The 19,059-nt window shown below is 67.1% G+C and carries 11 protein-coding genes; 2 read left to right on the top strand and 9 right to left on the bottom strand.

Translation table 11 applies throughout. The features are described from left to right. Positions 1-199: 199 nt before the first annotated feature. Positions 200-5,335, top strand: coding sequence for a hypothetical protein (locus AC4ELH_RS02615; RefSeq protein WP_498883174.1), 5,136 nt, complete (start codon positions 200-202; stop codon positions 5,333-5,335). Next, complete coding sequence (locus AC4ELH_RS02610) at positions 5,332-8,436, top strand: hypothetical protein (RefSeq protein WP_498883173.1); 3,105 nt, start codon at positions 5,332-5,334, stop codon at positions 8,434-8,436. Before AC4ELH_RS02615 ends, AC4ELH_RS02610 begins: the two co-directional genes overlap by 4 nt. A 7-nt stretch (positions 8,437-8,443) precedes the next feature. Here AC4ELH_RS02610 and AC4ELH_RS02605 read toward each other — a convergent pair whose 3' ends face one another. From AC4ELH_RS02605 to AC4ELH_RS02565, 9 genes are all read right to left on the bottom strand, one after another. Further along, on the bottom strand, positions 8,444-8,644 hold the full coding sequence (locus AC4ELH_RS02605; RefSeq protein ID WP_064879747.1) for a hypothetical protein: 201 nt from the start codon (positions 8,642-8,644) through the stop codon (positions 8,444-8,446). A gap of 54 nt (positions 8,645-8,698) precedes the next feature. Further along, positions 8,699-11,308: a helix-turn-helix transcriptional regulator gene (locus tag AC4ELH_RS02600; protein WP_448446592.1), complete on the bottom strand. Its 2,610-nt coding sequence runs from the start codon at positions 11,306-11,308 to the stop codon at positions 8,699-8,701. An 87-nt stretch (positions 11,309-11,395) separates the two neighbouring features. Continuing rightward, the gene (locus AC4ELH_RS02595; RefSeq protein ID WP_498883172.1) at positions 11,396-11,890 is read right to left on the bottom strand and encodes a DinB family protein; all 495 of its coding nucleotides are present in this window, start codon (positions 11,888-11,890) and stop codon (positions 11,396-11,398) included. Positions 11,891-12,004: 114 nt separating this feature from the next. Continuing rightward, positions 12,005-14,680: a fumarate reductase/succinate dehydrogenase flavoprotein subunit gene (locus AC4ELH_RS02590; RefSeq protein ID WP_498883322.1), complete on the bottom strand. Its 2,676-nt coding sequence runs from the start codon at positions 14,678-14,680 to the stop codon at positions 12,005-12,007. 5 nt (positions 14,681-14,685) lie between these two features. Beyond that, positions 14,686-15,435, bottom strand: a complete 750-nt coding sequence (locus AC4ELH_RS02585; RefSeq protein WP_498883171.1) for an ABC transporter ATP-binding protein — start codon at positions 15,433-15,435, stop codon at positions 14,686-14,688. Then, positions 15,432-16,292, bottom strand: a complete 861-nt coding sequence (locus tag AC4ELH_RS02580) for an ABC transporter permease (protein ID WP_064880448.1) — start codon at positions 16,290-16,292, stop codon at positions 15,432-15,434. The genes AC4ELH_RS02585 and AC4ELH_RS02580 overlap by 4 nt, the downstream gene beginning before the upstream one ends. Continuing rightward, entirely contained in the window at positions 16,289-17,719 is a 1,431-nt protein-coding gene (locus tag AC4ELH_RS02575; RefSeq protein ID WP_498883170.1) for an ABC transporter substrate-binding protein, read from the bottom strand. The genes AC4ELH_RS02580 and AC4ELH_RS02575 overlap by 4 nt, the downstream gene beginning before the upstream one ends. Positions 17,720-17,729: 10 nt before the next feature. After that, positions 17,730-17,957 (bottom strand): 4Fe-4S dicluster domain-containing protein, encoded by a 228-nt coding sequence (locus tag AC4ELH_RS02570; protein ID WP_003880761.1) that lies wholly within the window; start codon positions 17,955-17,957, stop codon positions 17,730-17,732. Beyond that, positions 17,954-18,712 (bottom strand): GntR family transcriptional regulator, encoded by a 759-nt coding sequence (locus AC4ELH_RS02565; protein ID WP_448446580.1) that lies wholly within the window; start codon positions 18,710-18,712, stop codon positions 17,954-17,956. Before AC4ELH_RS02565 ends, AC4ELH_RS02570 begins: the two co-directional genes overlap by 4 nt. Positions 18,713-19,059 lie beyond the last annotated feature (347 nt).

The raw sequence follows: 19,059 nt of genomic DNA, 5'->3' as shown, positions 1-19,059 counted from the left end.
GAACACGAGTACCGGGCTACTCCATTTCGACGCTTGGGCCACCAGCAGACAGCGGCTTATCGATCTGAGCTCGCCGGAACACACGGTGCAGCAGATCGCCCGACAAACGGAAAGTGCAGTAGTGAACTACTCGCACATCTCCGACTCCGCGTTGATATGACTTTGTTGTCACCGAGTTGGAGTGAGGGCGGATGATGCGATGAGCAACCTCTTCGATGACCTGGCACCGGCCAGGCATGGGGTCGCGGTATCCCCGACCATCGAGGCGTTTCTGTCTGGTCTGCAGGTGTCCAATGACGTCGTCGATGGGAACGACGTGCACTCCGGGACCGCTCAAGGCACGGTCAACACCAAGCTGCTCGGATTCTTCACTGTCGACTTGGCGCGCTTCGGTCCGAATATCGGGTATCGGTGGAAAGCGCTGCCCGGAGGCGGTTTTCAACTCGACCTACTCCTCGACGACCTGCCCGGGATAAAGAACGCCTTGACGTTGGTGGATCCCAACACGGTACTGGTCGCCGCGCGTCGCGAGACTGAACCTGACCCGGAGGGCGGACAGCCGCGAGAATGGTTGACAACGACCGGCGACCCGGTCGACCTGCACGCCGACCTCTGCCTTCGCGTCCACGGCACCCCCACCGCGGCGGCCACGATCACCTGGCTGAAGTTCGAACTGGGTCAGGACCCCCAAGATGACGTGTTCGTGCTGAAGCCGACCCCGACTCAGATCCTGTTCGGAGACAGCGGCTTCGGTATCGACATCACCGATGGGATCGTCGTCGACGACTCCACCACCGCCTCGGCGCCGGGTTCCCCTTCACCTGAGTGGACTGGCCTGGCCATTCGCAATGCCAAGCTCTACATTCCGCGGGACATCCCGCTGATCGGCGGGCACGCCATCGATTTCGACCTGCGGCTGGGCACTCCCGGTGGGCTGGCGGCCTCGGTCGAGGCAACCATCCCCGCTGCCGGTACGCGCCCCCAAATCGACGTACGGATGCAGTGGCAAGACCCCGCCGCCTCCTCGCTGGCCGACCTACTGCCCACTGCGATCGAGGCCACCGCCAAATTTGGTGTCGCAGGCCGAGACGAAGCGGCGCCCGGCCCCGGCGGCGGCGCGTTCACCCTCGCCGGCGGTGATCCGCTGACGGTGCGTGTGCGCTGCTCGCGCGCACTGCAGCCGGCCGCGGCGGTCGCCTTCGAAGTGTCTGTGGATGCGGCCGGGCCAGACGGCCTGGTCAAGGCCACCGGTACTGATGCCGGTGGCAAAGCGGTGGTGACCGCGGCGGCCTTGGCCACCGCGCTGATCGCCGACTCCGAGCTCGGGGCGAAGAAGCCGCCCAGCGGAGACGAGTCGGGGATCTGGTTGCATGAACTACTCACCGCCGCGGGTGCGGCCAGTGCTTTCTTCGACTCCGCGGGCAAGGTGGTCATCGACCGTGCTTCGGTGGCGCTGTCCACCGCCGGCGCGGGCCAGGCCATGCGTTTGAGTGTCGACTATCTCGTCGACGTCAAGGTGAGCACGTTCAGCATTGGTAATGCGATGCGTATCGCCATGGCTGACAACCGCCCGATGCGGATCCGCTACCGCAACGTCGCTGTCGAAACGACCGGCCAAGATCTGGCGTCGATCCATCTCAGCTTCGCCAACGCCACGCTGGATGTGGAGGACCCGGGCGCCTGGATCGTACAGACACCAGGTTCATTGCTGGATATCCTCGGCACCCGATCCGGCCACGGATCACTCTGGTACGAAATCGATCTGAAGTTCAATGCCGATCTGGGCCCGATCACCGTCAGCGACGCCACGGTGCGCATCACCGCTGACGGCAACGGACACGTCGACATACAACTGCGCGGCTTGGGTGTCGACATCGACACCGCCGCACTGACCGGGCACGGCGCGGCCAACATCACCGACGACGGCTTCAGCGCTGACATCTCTGCCCAGATCGGCGCACCGCTGGGAGTGGGAGCCCGAGTCATCTTCGTCTACAAAGGCGGAACGAGCTTCCTGCTCGACGTGACCGGCTCACTGCCCGGTGCGATTCCGTTGGGGCCGACCGGACTTGGTCTTTACAGTCTCGGCGGCATGTTCGGCCTGAACATGCGCCCCGTACTGCCCGCCGGAGGTGACGACATCGTCGAGCGACAACTGCGGTGGACTCCCAACGACACGGTGCCCGATGCCGGCGCGATGATGCTCGGACTGCAGGCCGGTGTGGGCACCCTCTACGACCTCGCGTTCACCTTCAGCGCCACCGGCAAGCTCATCGTCACCGTGCCCGATCCGTCGTTCCGCCTTGCAGTCAATGCGCGGGTCCTACACACCCCGGACTTCCTGAACACCCAGAACAGCCCCCTCAAGGGACTGATCGTCATCGACGAGGACGGGATCACCGTCGGCGCCAGGGGCAATTTCGTCATCGACTCCGATCCCCCGCAGCTGGTAGAGGTGAAGATTCCGCTCGACGCCAGGCTGCCGTTCGCCGACCCGTCGTCCTGGTACTTCCGGCTGGGCTCTGACGGAATGCCCGGCCGTCCCCCAGGCCCGATGACTGCCAAGGTGCTACCCAAATTGTTCGACATCGGGGCATCGGCCTACCTGATGGTGCAGGGCGACACGATCGACAAGCTGGGCGGCACGTCGATCACACTCCCTGGCCCGGCGATCGGCTTCGGGTTCGCCGTCAGTCTGAACTGGGGTGTCCCACCTGTCTGGCTGCAGCTCTCGGCACGCGCCGCGGTCGGAATGGCCACCAACCCGTGGTTTCTGGCCGGGTCGGGAACGATCGGCGGCGCCTTGCATTTGGGCCCGTTCTCCATCGGCGCGCATGCCGATCTGGCGCTGCAGCTCGGGCCCGGCGACTTCCTGGCCGCCGACTTTCGGGTGTGCGGCAGTATCGACTTGTGGTTCACCGAGATTGAGGGTTGCGTGGACCTTCACATCGGGCCCGACAAGCCCAGCGCCGCCGTGCCGCCGCCCGCTCCATGGCGGCCGCTCAGGATGTCGCTGTCGGATCGGCACTATGTCGAGGTGGGGCAGGGCGCTGCCGGCGCCGATGACGCGCCGACGGTGTGGCCGGACGTGGTGCCCATTTTGCAGTTCGATCTCGGACCCAGCCTTGCGAACTTGAACACCGCGTTCGCAGGTGTGGACAGTTTGCACGCCAGCGGTCAGACCGGCAACGACAAACTGCGTTACACGCACTATCTGAACAGTGTCGAGCTCTGGCGTGTCGACGGTGTCCCGGCGTTGCTCACCACCGGTTTGGAGGCGGCGTGGCAGCAGCCCAAACAGGCCGAGGTCGGCGCCGGTGGCGCGGGGAACCCTTGCGGAGCACGGGAGTTGGCCCTGCTGACTCATCGGTCGGACATGTGGGCACATCGACGCAGCGACGGCGCCGCCAACACTGCACCAGGTGTCGATCCAGTCACCGCGACCGCATCTGCCTGCCGGGTGCCGCACTCTGCGATGCCCGGTTGGGCGCTCGGCGACCTCGCGCAGCCCTCGCCGACCGGGTGGACGTTGCCGGCCGCACCTGAACCCGGTACCCACATCTCACGGTTCACCGCCGCAGTCACGTTGAACCCCTGGGGACGCGGTCTGCCGCTCAGCGAAGCTGGGATGGCGAGCTTGATCCCTGCACAGTTCACCTTCCGGCCGGGGTCGGTCGTCCCCGTCGATCCCATCACCATCGAGGGGCGGTCGTTCGAGGCCGCGCTGGGGCTGCCGATGATCAGGTCGTATCAACCACTCGGCGACAGCCTGAAGGCACTCGGCCTTGAAGAACCCATCTCTCTTACTGTCGTTGCCGACACGAGTTTGCGTGAGGCGGAGCTGTGGGTGATCCTCGATGGCACCTTCCCCGAACTCGTCGACCAAATCGCAATTGTCGACATCGATTCCGGTGCTGACTGGCTGTTCACCAATGCAGCAGATCTGCCTGACGGTCGGCTCCGGGTCGGCTACACCGCTCCGACCACCACCCGTGGCGCTCGCCTCCGATACCCGCTGCTGCAGGGCATCACCGTTCTGGGGCTGCACGGCACCAGTTGGGACGCGTTCAAGGACGCCAAGGCCGCAGCCAAGAGTGCCACCGATGCGGCCAACACCGTCGACCAGCACAACAATGCCCCACCGCAGTTCCGCACCCCACTCAAGCTGGATCCCGATGCTCTGTACCTGGTCCGTGTGGTCACCCAGACCGCGGGCCAGACAGAACAAGGCGCCGCGCAGCAGCCCCCGGTCCCGCCCACGCTCTTCCCCGAGGAGGTGCAGGAGTACTTTTTCCGTACCGCGAAACTCCCGCCCCCGGGCGCGGTGGTGGTGCATCATCCGCCCGTAGCGGAACTTGCCTGGCGGGAATTCGCCTGGGAGCAGGCCGTGTTCAAGACCGACTATCTGGCACGGTATTTGAAGAGCTACAGCCCGGGTGATCGCACCCAGTGGTGGTATCTCGACGACGATCTCGTGGCGAACTTCGACGTCGATCATGTCGACCAGCTGGCCGGCCTGTACGGGTACCGGTTGGATCTGGCGTGCCAGCGCACCGATGGTCCGCCCCGCAGCGACACCCACCCGGCGCCGTGGCTGGTGGTTCTGAATCCAGCGGTATGGCAGGACCTCACCGATACCGACATTCTCGACTCGCTCGGCCAGCGCTACCTCGCCGTCGATACCGCACACAGCTGCCCGGTGCCGAAGTCAGGAGCGAGCTTGAAAGCATCCACCGATGACCTGCAGCCGCTGGCGACCTATCAGCTCAACATCGGCTTCGTCGGCAACCACGTCGACGGCCAAGCCGACCCGCCACCGGCAGACCCGTTGCCGGGCATCATCTTCAGCACATCGCGTTACCGCAATCCCGATGACCAACTCGCCGACCTCGGATTCCGGTCCCCACCCGGCGCGCCGCACGGACATCTCAGCATCACCCCCGCCGTCCTGTCCGAGCCCCAGATCTCGGATGCCGCGCTCGCCGCAGCACTGACAGCGCTCGGCGTGGAAGGGTGGCCGCTGCCGACATCCGGCCGCACATCGCTGCTGTGGACCCCCAACACCAGAAACCTCGCCGGCGTTCTGGTCGAATCCCCGGAGCCGCTGGCCCGGCAAGGCCGGCTCGACGTCACCAGCTTCCAGGTCAATGGCGTGAACTTCGGCGGACGGTACGGCGATTCGTCGCAATGCCGGTACCTGTTCGCGCCGCCGGCACCGCTGGTCATCGCGCCCGCCCAACCGGTCACGCTGACCTTGGCCTACACCGACGCAGGCACCGTCAAGACCGCCACCTGCACGACAACCAGCCCAGCTGCCGGCGAGGTGCTCCTGTGAAACCGCAAGCCTTCACCCCAGAATCTCTGTTCCGCGTCTCGGGCCTCGCGGTGCGCGATCCCGCCGACGATCCCTACGTCGCGACCAGCGCGCATCTACGCGCGTGGGTCAACCCTGCTATCGGATTCCCCTTGCGCGGCTTCACCTTCATCCCGCTGCGCAAGGACGCCCTCGACCCCGAGAACCGCATCCTGGTGCGGCCGCTGCGCGTCTTCTGGTGGATCTACGACGACAACGGCACGGTCCAACCGCTGGGCACCGATCCCGAGATGGCGATCAAGCCCGACCGCCCCCTCTACGGCGACATTCTCGGCCCCGACGAAGAGGGCAACAAGGATCCATGGATCAGCTGGATTCGGCTCGACATCGAAGAATTCAGCCCAGTGCAAATCTCGGTGATCGGTCGCGCTGGAGGCAATCAGGAACGAATACTGCTGTCGCGCAGCCGAGCTCCGTTCGCCCTGGCGGCTTCCCGCATCCGCCGTATTCGCCTCGTCGGTGACGGGATAGCACGCAATGTGGTCGGCCTTGATGCAAGCCTGATCAACCGCGAGTACGTCGATCCGGCGGCCGACAAGGTCCAATTTCTCCTGCCGCTCGACAACGTGTCGCCGTGGGCCGACCCAGTGGTCGATTCCAGCGCAGGCATCGACCGGGCCGCCGCCGGTGCCCCGCGGCACACCGGGCCGGCCGAGCTACCCACCGACCGCGACACCGACGCCGATGACGAAGCAGCGCGAGTGGACAGGCTCATCACCGACATGGGCACCACTTCAGTGCGATCGCTCCTGCAGCAGGCGTACTCCGATCCTGGCTCCTATCCCGGTAGGCACCGCACGCCGCTTTCCATCCCCAGCCACGCGCAACAGGCCACCACCGAACTCGACACCATCCAGACCCTGATCACCGCCGCCACCGATCCGGGCATCGCACGCTGGCTCGGACTGTCCTGCCCGGTGCAGGCGGACGTCGGCGACGACTCCGTGCCGGTCGCGTGGATCGCCGTCGGGGTGTGGGCAGCCGACCCTGCCGCGACGGTCGCTGCAGGCACTCCGAACACCACCGTCGCCCACCTCGTCGCGGCGATGAAGTCTGCAGGCCCAGACGCCCAGGCGATGAACTCATGGCTGCCGGCCGGCGCCCCGGTCGACCAACCGCTGCTCGCCTCGCTGGGCCTGCAGCAACTCGTGCTGGTCACGCCGGCGGTCATCGGCGCCCTCCCCGATCCCCCTGCGCCACTGGCCTTGGCTGCCGACGGCCCCGCCCAGTGGACCGCGGCCAACACCTACCGTCAGGACATCGCCATCCTCGGGCCGCCGCCTGCCGGACCAGTCGCCTTCACCCGTTCAGACAGTGGCGCGATCCACTCGCAGCACGCGTTCATCGACGTCGACGGAACCCCGCGGGCGCTCACCCTGCTGCCCGGCCGCCGCGACCTACCCACCGGATGCCAAGGCACATTGGTCGATTCGAGCGTGCCCGCCGACGTCGGCGCGGTGAGCTGGCAGGTCGCCGAAGGTGACGAGTTCGGCCGATGGGGCCAACCCGGGACGCTTCACGCGACACCGCCACCGCGGCCACCGCTGCCCGCACCGCGTCCTGAAGCGCACTACTTCGCCGACTATGACCTGCGAGACGCGCCCCCAGGCGCACTCTCACCGGGAACCATCACCGTCGAGGTCGATGTGCCGCCACCGGACGCGCTAGGTCCCGGCACTGCGCCGATCACCCAGATAAGCGTCGATGGTCACATCGTGAACGCCCCGTTCCCGGGCGACCGGGTGAAGGTGAGTTTCCCTGCCGCGCAAACACAGACCGGCGAGATCGCCGACCAGGTCGTCACCGCGACTTTCAACCCCAATACCGCCGACAGCCGTTCAGCCACGGCGCGTGTGCGCGTTGTCGATCCGCGCCGGCCACGACCACTGAGCACCGCCCCGCATATCCTGTGGTCGTCACGACGGGATCCGGTGGGCCGCGCGCAAATCGACTTGTCGTGGCCGACCGAGCCAGGCCACGCCGCCTACAACGTCTACCTCGCCGACGAACAGGTCGTCACCGCACAACTCGACGTCTTCCCCGAATCCGCCAACCGAGCCACCCGGGCCGCAGCACTCTACGACCACCAGCACGAACCGATGAAGCGCGAATCGTTCACTCTGCTCACCCCCGTGCCCCTATCCGCAGGCGGAACAGTCCGATTCGCCCACAGCATCCCCGGTTCCGTGCAAACACTGCAGTTCGTCCGGGTGGTGCCGCTCACCCATGCGCAGGTGGAGGCGTCGTTCGATGGCTGCGGACTCACAGCGGTGGCCGTACCCGGCAGCGATCAGCCGCCATCGCCGGTAGTGCACATCGACACCAAAGACGGTGGACTGAGCGTGCAGGTCCAGGCGTACGGCATCAACGGCACGGTGATCGCGCGCCTCGGGAGCCAGTCCCCACCGCAGTACCGGGTGAGCTGCGCGGCGGCCGCGTCCACCTCCTACCTCTACGGCACGGAGGTCGACGAAGGCGCCCTTGTCCCCGTCGACGGTTCACCCGACACCTACCGGGCAGATATTGCCCCCGAAAAGCTCGCCGCTCTACCCGCATTCGTCACCATCGCGGTCACCGCGCAGGTGCGCTACCCGGCAGAGGTCTCAACCCGGCCCGGCGCGGCGCCACTGCCATCGCCGATCGCGAACACCGGCGGCCTAATCGACGCTCACCCGTGCGAGTGGAGCGCCCCCAGCGCGCCGGTATCTGCCATGGTCACCGCACCTACGCCGGCCCTGCATGCGACAGTGCAGCGCGACGCCGCCGGGGGCGGTCTCGAAGTGACCTTCACCGGGTTGCCGACTCAGCATGCCCAACAGATCGCGCCTTGGCGCCTCGCCCTGTGGCGGAACACAGCAGACGGCGAACGTCACTGGCTCACCCCGGGCGACGCCGACCTCACTGTGCTCCCACCAACGCCCAGCGGAGTCGACGGTTGGGCGTTCATGTCAACCGAACTGCACATCCGCGACTCGCACGCTGATGCCGTCGGCTACGCAGCTCTTCTGATCAATCCGCTGGGGCAGGCAGGTCCATTGACGGAATTTGCAGCCACTGACTAAGGCCGCGCTACGCTCCCACCCTGGCCACCGCCGCGGCCAGCTTGGCCTCGGCGATCCGGTAGATGCCGTCGAGCGCGGAGTCCTCGACGCTGAGGTACTCGCACACCAGTTCACGTGCCACTCCGGCGTCGCGGAGCCGCAATGCCAGCGAGTACGGCAACGGAAGTTGCCGCAACGCCCGTTCCTGCAAGTCCCCCTCGTCGGCCATCGATCCAGGATGCGACGGTTCCACTGAACCGGTGTGAGTACCGCGGTACCCGAATCAGTCGCGATGCCTCCGCGGTAGCAGCGCGATCAGCTCGGCTCTGGTGGATACACCGGTTTTTGCCATCGCACGGTAGATGTGCCCCTCTACGGTGCGGATCGAGAGGCGTAGCCGGTCGGCGATCGCACGACTGGACAACCCGGCACCGATCAGCATCGCGATCTCACGTTCCCGGCCGGTCAAGGGCAGACGTTCCGCGACGGCGAGCAACGCCGGCGTGGCCGCACCACCGCATGCGTCGGCCAGTGCCGTCGCGCGCGCCGCCGCTGCCAGGGCGGACCCCCGCATGTCCTTGCGTCGATATGCCACCGCCGCGCGACCGGCCGCATCGGCCGCCGCGACCAGGTCGCCGAATGCCTCGAATTCTGTTGACGCCTTTGCCAACCCGTCGCCGTCGTCATGGGCGAGGGCCCGGCACAGCGAGGCGGCGGCACCGACCCGTGGCCCCTCGACCAGACCGGTCAACTCGTCGAGCCGTCGGGAGCGCGAATGGTCGCCGAACTGCGCCGCGGTCTGCAGGCACAACACCTCGGCCGCCAGTTGCCCGTTGTCCCCTGCGGTATCTGCCGCATCGAGCACGATCTCCACGGCCTCCGACACCGCCCCCTGAGTCGCAGCGACCCAGGCCCGGACCAGGGCATGCTCGTAGGCGAGGTAATGCCAACTGGGATGCCGACACTCGTCGAGTTCGACCACCGTGGAGTCGCCCGACAGACCACCGATGGCCAGAGCAGTGGCCCTGGGCAGTTGAAAGCGATAGCCGAATCCGTTGGTCTCCCCCGCGGCCCGCATCGTCTCGACCACCGGATCCAGCAGTTCAGCCGCGGCGCCGAGCTGCCCGGCCCCCGCCGCGGCGCGACCCGTCAGCGCGACGCCGAACAGCTGCGCTGCCCCGGGCAGTTCGGCGGCCTGACGGCTCAGTTGCTCGGCTTCCTCACGCGCCTCACCGATCCGCCCGGCCAGTAGCAGCGCACCGATGTGCGCGTCGGCGATGACGAATCTCATGTGCGCGGCATCGAATGAACGCTCGGTGATGCGGTAGCCGGCCCGGGCGGCGGCGACCGCATCGTCGGCACGCCCTGCGTCGCCACACGAGACGGTCACGGCCCACGCCGTGACCGCACCCACGATGGCGGGCAGCGCATCGAGGTCCAGGCCGCTGGATGCTGTCGCGGCTCGCGCTGGACATCCGATGGCAGCCCAGTACACCGTGTAGAACGCGTCGATGCCGGCCCGGGCAGCAGCCGGAATGTCCGCCGCCGCATCGTCGACGTGCCGCTTGGCGCCCTCCGGATCGGCCAGTGACCACAGCAGGTTTGACGCACGTAGGAAGGCCAGCCGGGCGCGGCCGTCGTCGTCGAGCTCGGCGGCCCCGATCGCATCGAGAATCGCGTCCGACTCCTCGCCCCGGCTGAGCCACGACAAGGCATGGGCGCGAATGAAATTCGCCTCCACGCCGGCTCCGGCGGAGATTGCCCCATGAGCCAGCCGGTCGGCCAGTGCCAGATCGGACAACCACACCGCGCCCTGCGCGGCCCGAGTCAGCAACTCGGGGTCGGGCGCGAGATCCGAATCGAGCATCAGTGCGGCTCGCCGCACCACCACCCGCATGGAGTCGCGGTCGTCCCGGTCGCCGAGCGCGGTGGCCACCAGCCCTCGCAGGCGGCGCAGCCGAGAACCCGGCACCCGGTTGCGCCGCACCTCGGCGTACAACGGGTGCGCCACGCGGACCTCACGGTCGGTGGGATCGATCGTGATCAGTCCACGAGCCTCGGCCGTCGCGACCGCATCGGCATCGGTGATTGCCGCCAACCGATGCAGCTGGATCGGCTCGGCCACCGCCAGTACGTCGACCACCTCACTCACCGCCGGTGGCAGTGCACCGATCCGCGTCTCGATCAATTCGACCAGGCTCGGCGGGATCACCGGATCGCCGGTCCACCGCCAGTAGCCCTGCCGATACGCGAGACGTCCCTGCGCGACTTCCTGCTCGACGATGTTTCGCAGGTACAGCACGTTGCCCCGGGTCAGCCGCCACAGCCGTGCCGCTGCGTCCTCGTCCGGCGGGCCGTCGAGCGCGGCGGTCAACAGCCGCGTCGACTCGTCTCGGGACAACGGCTGCAGGTCCAACCGCTCGAACCGGCCGCGGTCACACGCAGTCAGCACCTCGGCAGGTACCGGTGCACCCGTGCGAACGGTCAACAGGAGCTTGGCGGCGCCGCGCTGGACGATCTGCTGCAGGACGAAGCCCGACAACCCGTCGAGCAGGTGTGCATCGTCGACGCACACGAGTACGGGCCGGCCGTCGGAGGTTCCGGTCAGGCCGTCGATCACGCGGCCGACGAGTGCCACACTGTCGGCGTCCGAGGTGCCGACCCACCGTGCGAAGGTTCCCAGCGGCAACCCTTGAGCGGCCGATGTTCCCACTGTCCAGCGCGTTTCGTGACCGTCGGTGTCTGCTGCCGCGAGCGCTTCTCGGGCGATACGGCTCTTGCCAACCCCTGCGCTTCCATAGATCACGATCCCGGACAGTTCGGTGGAGGCCAGCGCGGCATCGATCAGCCGGCTCTCCTCCAACCGCCCTGTCAGCGGCCAGGCGAGTCGCACGCATCGAGATTAGGCGGAGGTCCGGTCGTTAGCACGGGTAACGACGAACTTCGATGCCGCCAGCGATGCGGTGCGACCCCCGCGGGGTTATCGACCGGTGGTGCCGTCGATCAGTTCGCGCAGGATGTCGGCGTGACCGGCATGGCGGCCGGTCTCTTCGATCATGTGAGCCAGGGCCCATCGGGCGCTGGCCGCGGGGCGCCCCGGCCGGGATCGCAGAACGGGTGCCGCAAGATCGGTGCACTCGTCGAGTACCTCGTTGGCGCGCGCGACGGCTTCCCGGTACCGGCCGACGATGTCGGCGGCGCGGTCCGACCGTTCGACGGAGAACGTCGCCTGCCAGTCGGTGACGTCGTCCCCGAGAAAAACCCACCGTTCGACATAGGTCAGATGCTTCAGGAGGCCGAGCAGCGTGGTCCCCGACGGCACCGCCGATGTACGCGCCATCGGTTCCGGCGCGCCGTCGACCTTCGCAGCGATCGACGCCCGCAGATAGTCGAGAAACCCCCGCAATACCTCGGATTCGCTGTTGCCCGTCCGCGGCGGCGGACTGTCGTGCCTGCGGCGCTCGCTGGTATCCACCCTGCCCAGTATCTGCACGGCCGCGCCCGATGGCACGCGTCTTGCCGTTCCGGCAAGGCGCCGCTCAACCAGCCACAGCGGCGGGCCGCTCAAGCAGCGACAGCGGCGGGCCGCTCAACCAGCCAGCGCTTGACGCGCGTACGCCCGCACATCGGCGTCGCTGTCCTCCAACGCGACGGTCAGCGCCTGACGCGCCCCCTCCGAATCCGCCCACCGGCTCAGGCTCAGCACCGCGGCCTTGCGGACATCGAGGTGCTGATCCTCGAGCGCCCGCGACAGGGTGGGTAGTGCCAACTCCGGCAAGGCCCCGGCCAGCGCCCGGGCCGCGCCCTGACGGATCTGCCAGGCCGACTCGGTGAAGGCCTTCTCGACGCTGACCACGTCGTCACCGGTGCAGCCGACCGCACCGAGGGAGGCCAGGGCGGCTGCCCGGACGAGCGGATCCGGGTCGTCGAGTGCCACCCGCACCGCATCGGCACCGGCCCGCAGGGTCGCCAGGCCGCCCACCGCGGCGATGCGCACCTCCCGGTTCTCGTCGGTCGTGGCTCCCGCGACGCCGGTGTGGTCGTCGACCGACACCAGGGCGCGCACCGCTTCGATCCGAACCCGGTGATCGATGTCGGTCAACGCGAGCCGGTACGCCTCGGCGCCACCGACGCGCCGGGAACTCAGCAGGTAAACCGTCACGGCACGGACCACCGGGTCCGCGGACTCCAGTCGATCGGCGAAAGCGCCCGGATCCGGCAGGACCTCGACGAGTTCACGGACCGCGTCGGCGGTCTCGCGCCGCACCCCGGCGTCATCGTCTGCCAGCGCGGCCACCAACACGGGCTGGTACCCGTCGGGCAGATACTCGACGAGAGTGGCGACCGCGGTACGGCGCACACCGGCGTCCGCGTCGGTCAGGTAGCTGCTCAGTTCCTCCAGCGTGGGCTCCTCCAAGGCCAGCACCGCGGCGATCCGTGGCGACGGTGGCTGCCCGGAGTCGGTGGTCCGGACGCGGGACCGTTCGACAGCCGGGGCCCGGCCGCCGTGCAGGTGCGGCTGCTCGACCGTCGTCACCGGGTCCTGCGAGGTCAGATGGTCCAATTCGGGAACCGCGACGAAATACGGTGCCACCGGCCGCTTCACGAACTGCATGGTGCCGTCGTCGCCCTTGTAGAGGTTCAGGTGGTAACGCCACTGCTGGTCGTCCCGCTGGGGCAGATCTGCCCGCTCGTGGTAGAGACCCCAACGCGATTCGGTCCGGGTCAATGACGAACGCGCCGCCATCTCCGCGCAGTCGCGGATGAAGGACACCTCAGCAGCACGCATCAACTCGTGCGGCGTGCGGGCTCCGATCCCCTCGACCTCGGCCTCCATCCGCTCGAATGTCTGCACCGCGATCGAGAGCTTGGTGGCGGTCTTCGGCGGCGCCACATAGTCGTTGACGAACCGGCGCAGCTTGAACTCGACCTGCGGCTGCGGCGGACCGTCCGGGTGCCGCAGCGGACGGTAGATGAGCTCGTGAGCCTCGGCCACCTGATCGGCTGGAAGCTGCTCCGGCGCCGCCACTTCCGAGAGTGTCGAGGCCGCGTGCTCGCCGGCGAGGTCGCCGTAGACGAAGGCGCCGATCATGTAGTTGTGCGGCACGCACGCCAGGTCGCCGGCAGCGTACAGGCCGGGGACGGTAGTGCGCGCATGCTCGTCCACCCATACACCCGAGGCGGAATGGCCAGAGCACAAACCGATCTCGGAGATGTGCATCTCGATGTCGTGGGTGCGGTAGTCATGCCCGCGGTTGGCGTGGAACGTTCCGCGGGTGGGCCGTTCGGTAGTGTGCAGGATGTTCTCCAGCGTGGTCAGCGTCTCGTCGGGCAGATGGCTGACCTTGAGGTAGATCGGGCCACGGGCCGATTCGATCTCCTCTTTCACCTCGGCCATCATCTGGCCCGACCAGTAGTCGGAGTCGACGAAGCGCTCCCCCAGCGCATTGACCTGATAGCCGCCGAACGGGTTGGCCACATAGGCGCAGGCCGGGCCGTTGTAGTCCTTGATCAGTGGATTGACCTGGAAGCACTCGATTCCCGAGAGTTCGGCGCCGGCATGGTAGGCCATCGCGTATCCGTCACCGGCATTGGTCGGATTCTCGTAGGTGCCGTACAGATATCCCGAGGCCGGCAGTCCGAGACGGCCGCACGCTCCGGTGGACAGAATCACAGCCTTGGCCGCGACGGTGACGAATTCGCCTGTGCGGGTGTTGAATGCGACTGCGCCGACCGCTCTCCCCCCGTCAGTGAGCACGCGCACCGGCATGAACCGGTTCTCGATGCGGATCTTCTCCCGCATCGACCGTTGTCGCAGCACCCGGTACAGAGCCTTCTTGACGTCCTTGCCCTCGGGCATCGGCAGCACATAGGAGCCGGATCGGTGCACGCGGCGTACGGCGTACTCGCCGTGCTCGTCCTTCTCGAACTTGACGCCGTACCGCTCAAGCCGCTGCACCATGGCAAATCCGCGGGTCGCGGTCTGATATACGGTGCGCTGGTTGACGATTCCGTCGTTGGCCCGGGTGATCTCGGCGACATAGTCCTCGGGCTCGGCCTTGCCGGGGATGACGGCGTTGTTCACGCCGTCCATCCCCATGGCCAATGCACCCGAGTGCCGCACGTGCGCCTTCTCTAGCAGCAGCACCTGGGCACCGTTCTCGGCCGCGGTCAAAGCAGCCATGGTGCCGGCGGTGCCCCCGCCGATCACCAGTACATCGCAGTCGATCCGGATCGCGTTTTCGACGTCGGGAATCTCGGTCAATTCGGTCAAGGTTGCTCCAAGGCGGCAATGATCTCGGCGCGTAGCGCGGATCGTTCGGGATGGTCGGTTCGGGGCTGGCCCACCTCGATGAGGGCGCGCAACGGCTGCCCGGCACGACCGAGCACAGCGACCCGGTCACCGAGGATCAGTGCCTCGTCGACGTCGTGAGTGACGAACACGATCGTCGTCGGGTGCGCTTTCCAGGTGTCGATCAGCAACCGCTGCATGGCTGCCCGGGTCTGGGTGTCCAGCGCGGCAAATGGCTCGTCCATCATCACCGCGCGGGGTGCGCCCGCCAGGCCTCGGGCGAGCTGGACCCGCTGCCGCATTCCGCCGGAGAGGTTCTTCGGCAGGAAATCGGCGAACCCGGACAGGCCGACTTCGGCGATCCAGCGATCGGCCCGCTCACGACGGCCGGCTTTCGGCTCACCCCGCAACTGCAAGGCGAGTTCGATGTTCGACCGCACCGTGCGCCACGGCAGCAGGGCGCTGTCCTGGAACACCATGCCGCGGTCACGGGAGGTGGTGGTGACCGGTTCGCCGTCGGCCAGCACCCGGCCGCCGTCGGGCCGCAGCAGCCCGGTGAGCGCACGCAGCACCGTGGACTTACCGCATCCCGAGGGGCCGGTCAGCACCAGGATCTCGCCGGGCTTTACCGTGAGGCTCAGATTCTCGATTACCGGGGAACCCGTGTAGGACAACGTGATTCCGTCGAGCTCCAGCTGCAGTCCCGTGCCGGCAAGGGTTGTGGTCATCGCACGCTCTCCTCACCGCGTGGCAGCCAACGGGTGGCCCGACGGCCGATCAGCTCGACCGCGGCAGCGGTCAGGAAGCCGAGCACACCGATCGTGATGATGCCGACGAAAACGTCGGGGTAGTTCAGCACCGTGTAGGCCTGCCAGGTGCGGTAGCCCACACCCAGGCGGCCCGAGATCATCTCGGCCGAGATCACACAGATCCAGGCCACGCCCATGCCGACCGAGAGCCCGCCGAACAGTCCCGGCAGGATGCCGGGCAGCACCACCTGGCGGAGGACATCGAGCCGACCACCCCCCAGCGTGCGGACCGAGTCCTCCCAGATGGTCGGAAGCGCACGCACCGCATGCCGGACGCTGACCATGATCGGGAAGTAGGCCGCGAGGAACGTGATGAAGACGATCCCCGCCTCGTCGCTGGGAAACAACAGGATGGCCACGGGCACAATGGCGATCGCCGGGATCGGCCGGGCCAGTTCCGTGAGCGGACCGAAGATGTCGGCGAACAAGGCAGTGCGCCCCAGCAGGATTCCGGTGATCACCCCGACCACCGCGGCGATTCCGAATCCGGTGAGGATCCGGATCAGCGACTGGCCGAGGTCCAGCCAGTACTCCGGAGTGCCGAACCGGTTCACCAGGGCGGCGGTGATTTCGGTGACCGTGGGCAGCGTGTCGAACCGTAGCCCGAACCGCACGTCGTTGGCCGTCAACAGCTGCCACAGCACGATGGCGCTCACCACCGACGTCAGGCGGATCAGGCGATGCCGCCAGACTGAGGGCGTGCGGCGGGCGCTTCGGGCTTCCGGCGCGGCCGGCGGGTCGCTGACCGCGGCCGGAGCGGCATCGGTGGTGGTCACACCGCACCTACCAACGCTTGCCGGTAATCGACGATGGCCGTGCCGGGATGCGCTGCGGTATAACGTTCGGCGCCTGCCTGGGTACCGAACGGCAGGTATCCTTCGGCGCCCGACTCCGGCAGGCGCACCCACACCGCCTTGTCGGCGAACCATCGCGTACCGAGTTCGGCGTCAGAGATGTAGGCGGCGCGGACTTTCTTGCCCTCACCCTCTGCCTGCCGAATCGCCTTGAGCAGGCAGACCGGCGTCGCGGCCGCGGTGGTGGCATCAGACCCGTCGAGCCACAGTTCGCCTGCGGTGGCGGGATTGTCGACAGCGGTGTGGCACACCGGGTCGGTGCCGCTCAACGCCGAGGGGTTGACGTTCGACCCCAGCGCCTTGTCGTAGTCCTGACCACGCGTCGCGAACGCCGCCCGCAACGGTGCATCCTGCACGAAACCGGTCACGTCGAGGTCGGCGAAGTTGTCGATCGACTTCAGGTAGGGCACATCGCCTTTGAGTGCGTCGACCAGCGACGGCTTGAGTGTGGTGTCGAACGAGGTTCCGCCCGGCCCGTTGTACAGGTAGACGACCTCCTGCGGCAGCCCACTGCCCTCGGCCACGAGGCGGGCCGCCTCCAACGGCTTGGTGTTGAGGAAGTCTGTGGCATCCAGTTGTGCCTGCAGGAACGCGTCGAGCACTTCGGGATGGTCGGCCGCGTACGCCCGGCGCACCACCACTCCGTGCAGGGTCGGGTAGTTCAACTCGGCTCCGTCGTAGAGCAGTTTGGCCTTGCCCTGTTGGACCAACAGCCCGGGCCAGGCGACGAACTGTGAGAGTGCCTGAACCTGACCCGATTCCAGCGAGGAGGCGCCGACCTGCGGCTGCTGGTTGAGCACCTCCACACCGGTCTTGGCGTCGACGCCGGCCTTGCCGAGCGCCTGCACCAACATGCCGTGGCCGGCGGATCCGACGCTGGCCGAGACCTTCTTGCCGGCCAGATCGGTCAACGACTTTGCCGGTGAATCCGGCGCCACCACAACCATGTTCAGCGCACCCTTCGGGTTGTACCCGGTGACCGAGACGATCTCGGTCTTGGCGCGTTCGTTGGCCTGCGTCTTGGACCCGTTGATGAGCATCGGGTAGTCACCCATGGACCCGATGTCGATCTTCTCGGCGACCATCTGCGCGGTGATCGGCGCTCCGGTGTCGTAGTCCTGCCACGTCACGTTGTACTTGGTGCCGGTGCGGGTGGTGATGTCGGCCAAGCGGCGCTCCAGGTATCCCTGGGCGCGCAACAACGTTCCGGCGGTCACCGTGTTGATGGTCTTGGACTGGTAGCCGACGACGACGTCGACGGTATCGGCCGATTTCGTCGCCGAGTCCAGGGAGCAACCAGCGGTCGCGAGCGTGAGACCGGCGGTGAGGGCGATCAGGGCTGTTTTCACATCGGGTCCTCTAGCGGATGAGATAGGGCATGTTGACGGTGACGGCGCCGGTGGGACAGCGAGCCGCGCAGGGCCCGCAATACCAGCACTCGTCGACGTGCATGAAGGCCTTACCGTTCTCGGGATTGATGGCCAGCGAATCCAGCGGACACACGTCGACGCACAGTGTGCAGCCCTCGATACACAGGGATTCGTCGATGGTCACCGGGACATCGGCTCGCTGATTGACCAGTGTCATGCGTCTCTCCTAACAAGGTTGCCTCGCATGGTGATTCGGTCACCACGCATCCTGATGTACTCCAGGTCGACGGGCGTGCCGTCATCCAGACTGGTCAGCCGTTCCGACATCAACAGGGCTGATCCGGCGGGCACCTGCAACATCGCGGCCGTGTGCGCGTCAGCCGAAACCGCTTCCAGGGCAAGGCTTGCCCCGCCCAGCCGGCGCCTGCTGACCCGTTCGATGAGCGCGAAGATGTCGTTGCTCTCCAGCGGATGGTCGATCACCTGCTCACCGATCTCAGGAGCCAGGTAGGTCAGATCCAGCGACACCGGCAGATCGGCGAGGTAGCGCAGGCGCTCGATGAACACGACCTGCGCACCGGGCTCGAGCGCCAGCTTGCGGGCCACCGCAGGCGGGGCCGACAGCCGCTGAACGGCCCTCACTTCGTTGCGGACGTCGCCGTAGTCCTTGAACGTTTCCTTCAGCCCCACCAACGCGTCGAGGCCGTGGTCGTATTTTCTGGCCGCCACGTGCGTGCCGACCTTGGTGCCGCGGTCGATCAGACCTTCGTTCTTGAGGACGGCCAGGGCTTCACGGATGGTGTTGCGGGAAACGAAGAACTCGGCAGCCAAGTCCGCCTCGGACGGCAGCGCCCGGTCGTAGGTGCCTTCGTAGATCTGGTGGCGCAGAACGTCGGCCACCTGGCGGGCTTGATCAGCACGCGCACGACGACTCGGCAGCGATATGGGATGGGCTTCGGGCTGCGACGACACGCACTCACGGTAAGCGGCGATTTCAGGGTGTCGCAGTGCGGCGAATCTGCCGTTTACGCAGGTTAACTGATTGCGCCGCTTGCCGACGTTCGGTACCTGGCGAAACTGCCGTCGCGGCTCTCATTGCGCCACCTCGGCCGTGCGGAGAATTTACAAATCGCGATGATCGAAACGTCGTTTGGGCAGGCTCGGGGCCGCCGGCGGGCCGGCTCAAAAAACTTTGGCCACTTTGGCCACATCGGTCCCAAACAGCGAATTCTTGTCGGTCAATCGAACTAGTGTGGCGCTCCTAGTGTTCTAGTGGGCGCTTTTCTGCTGTTCAGCGGTGTTTTCGATTGAAGCTCAAG

It is taken from the genome of Mycobacterium shunyiense (assembly GCF_058270075.1).
Note: the sequence above shows the minus strand (reverse complement) of the source record. Positions and strands in the feature narration are given on the sequence as shown.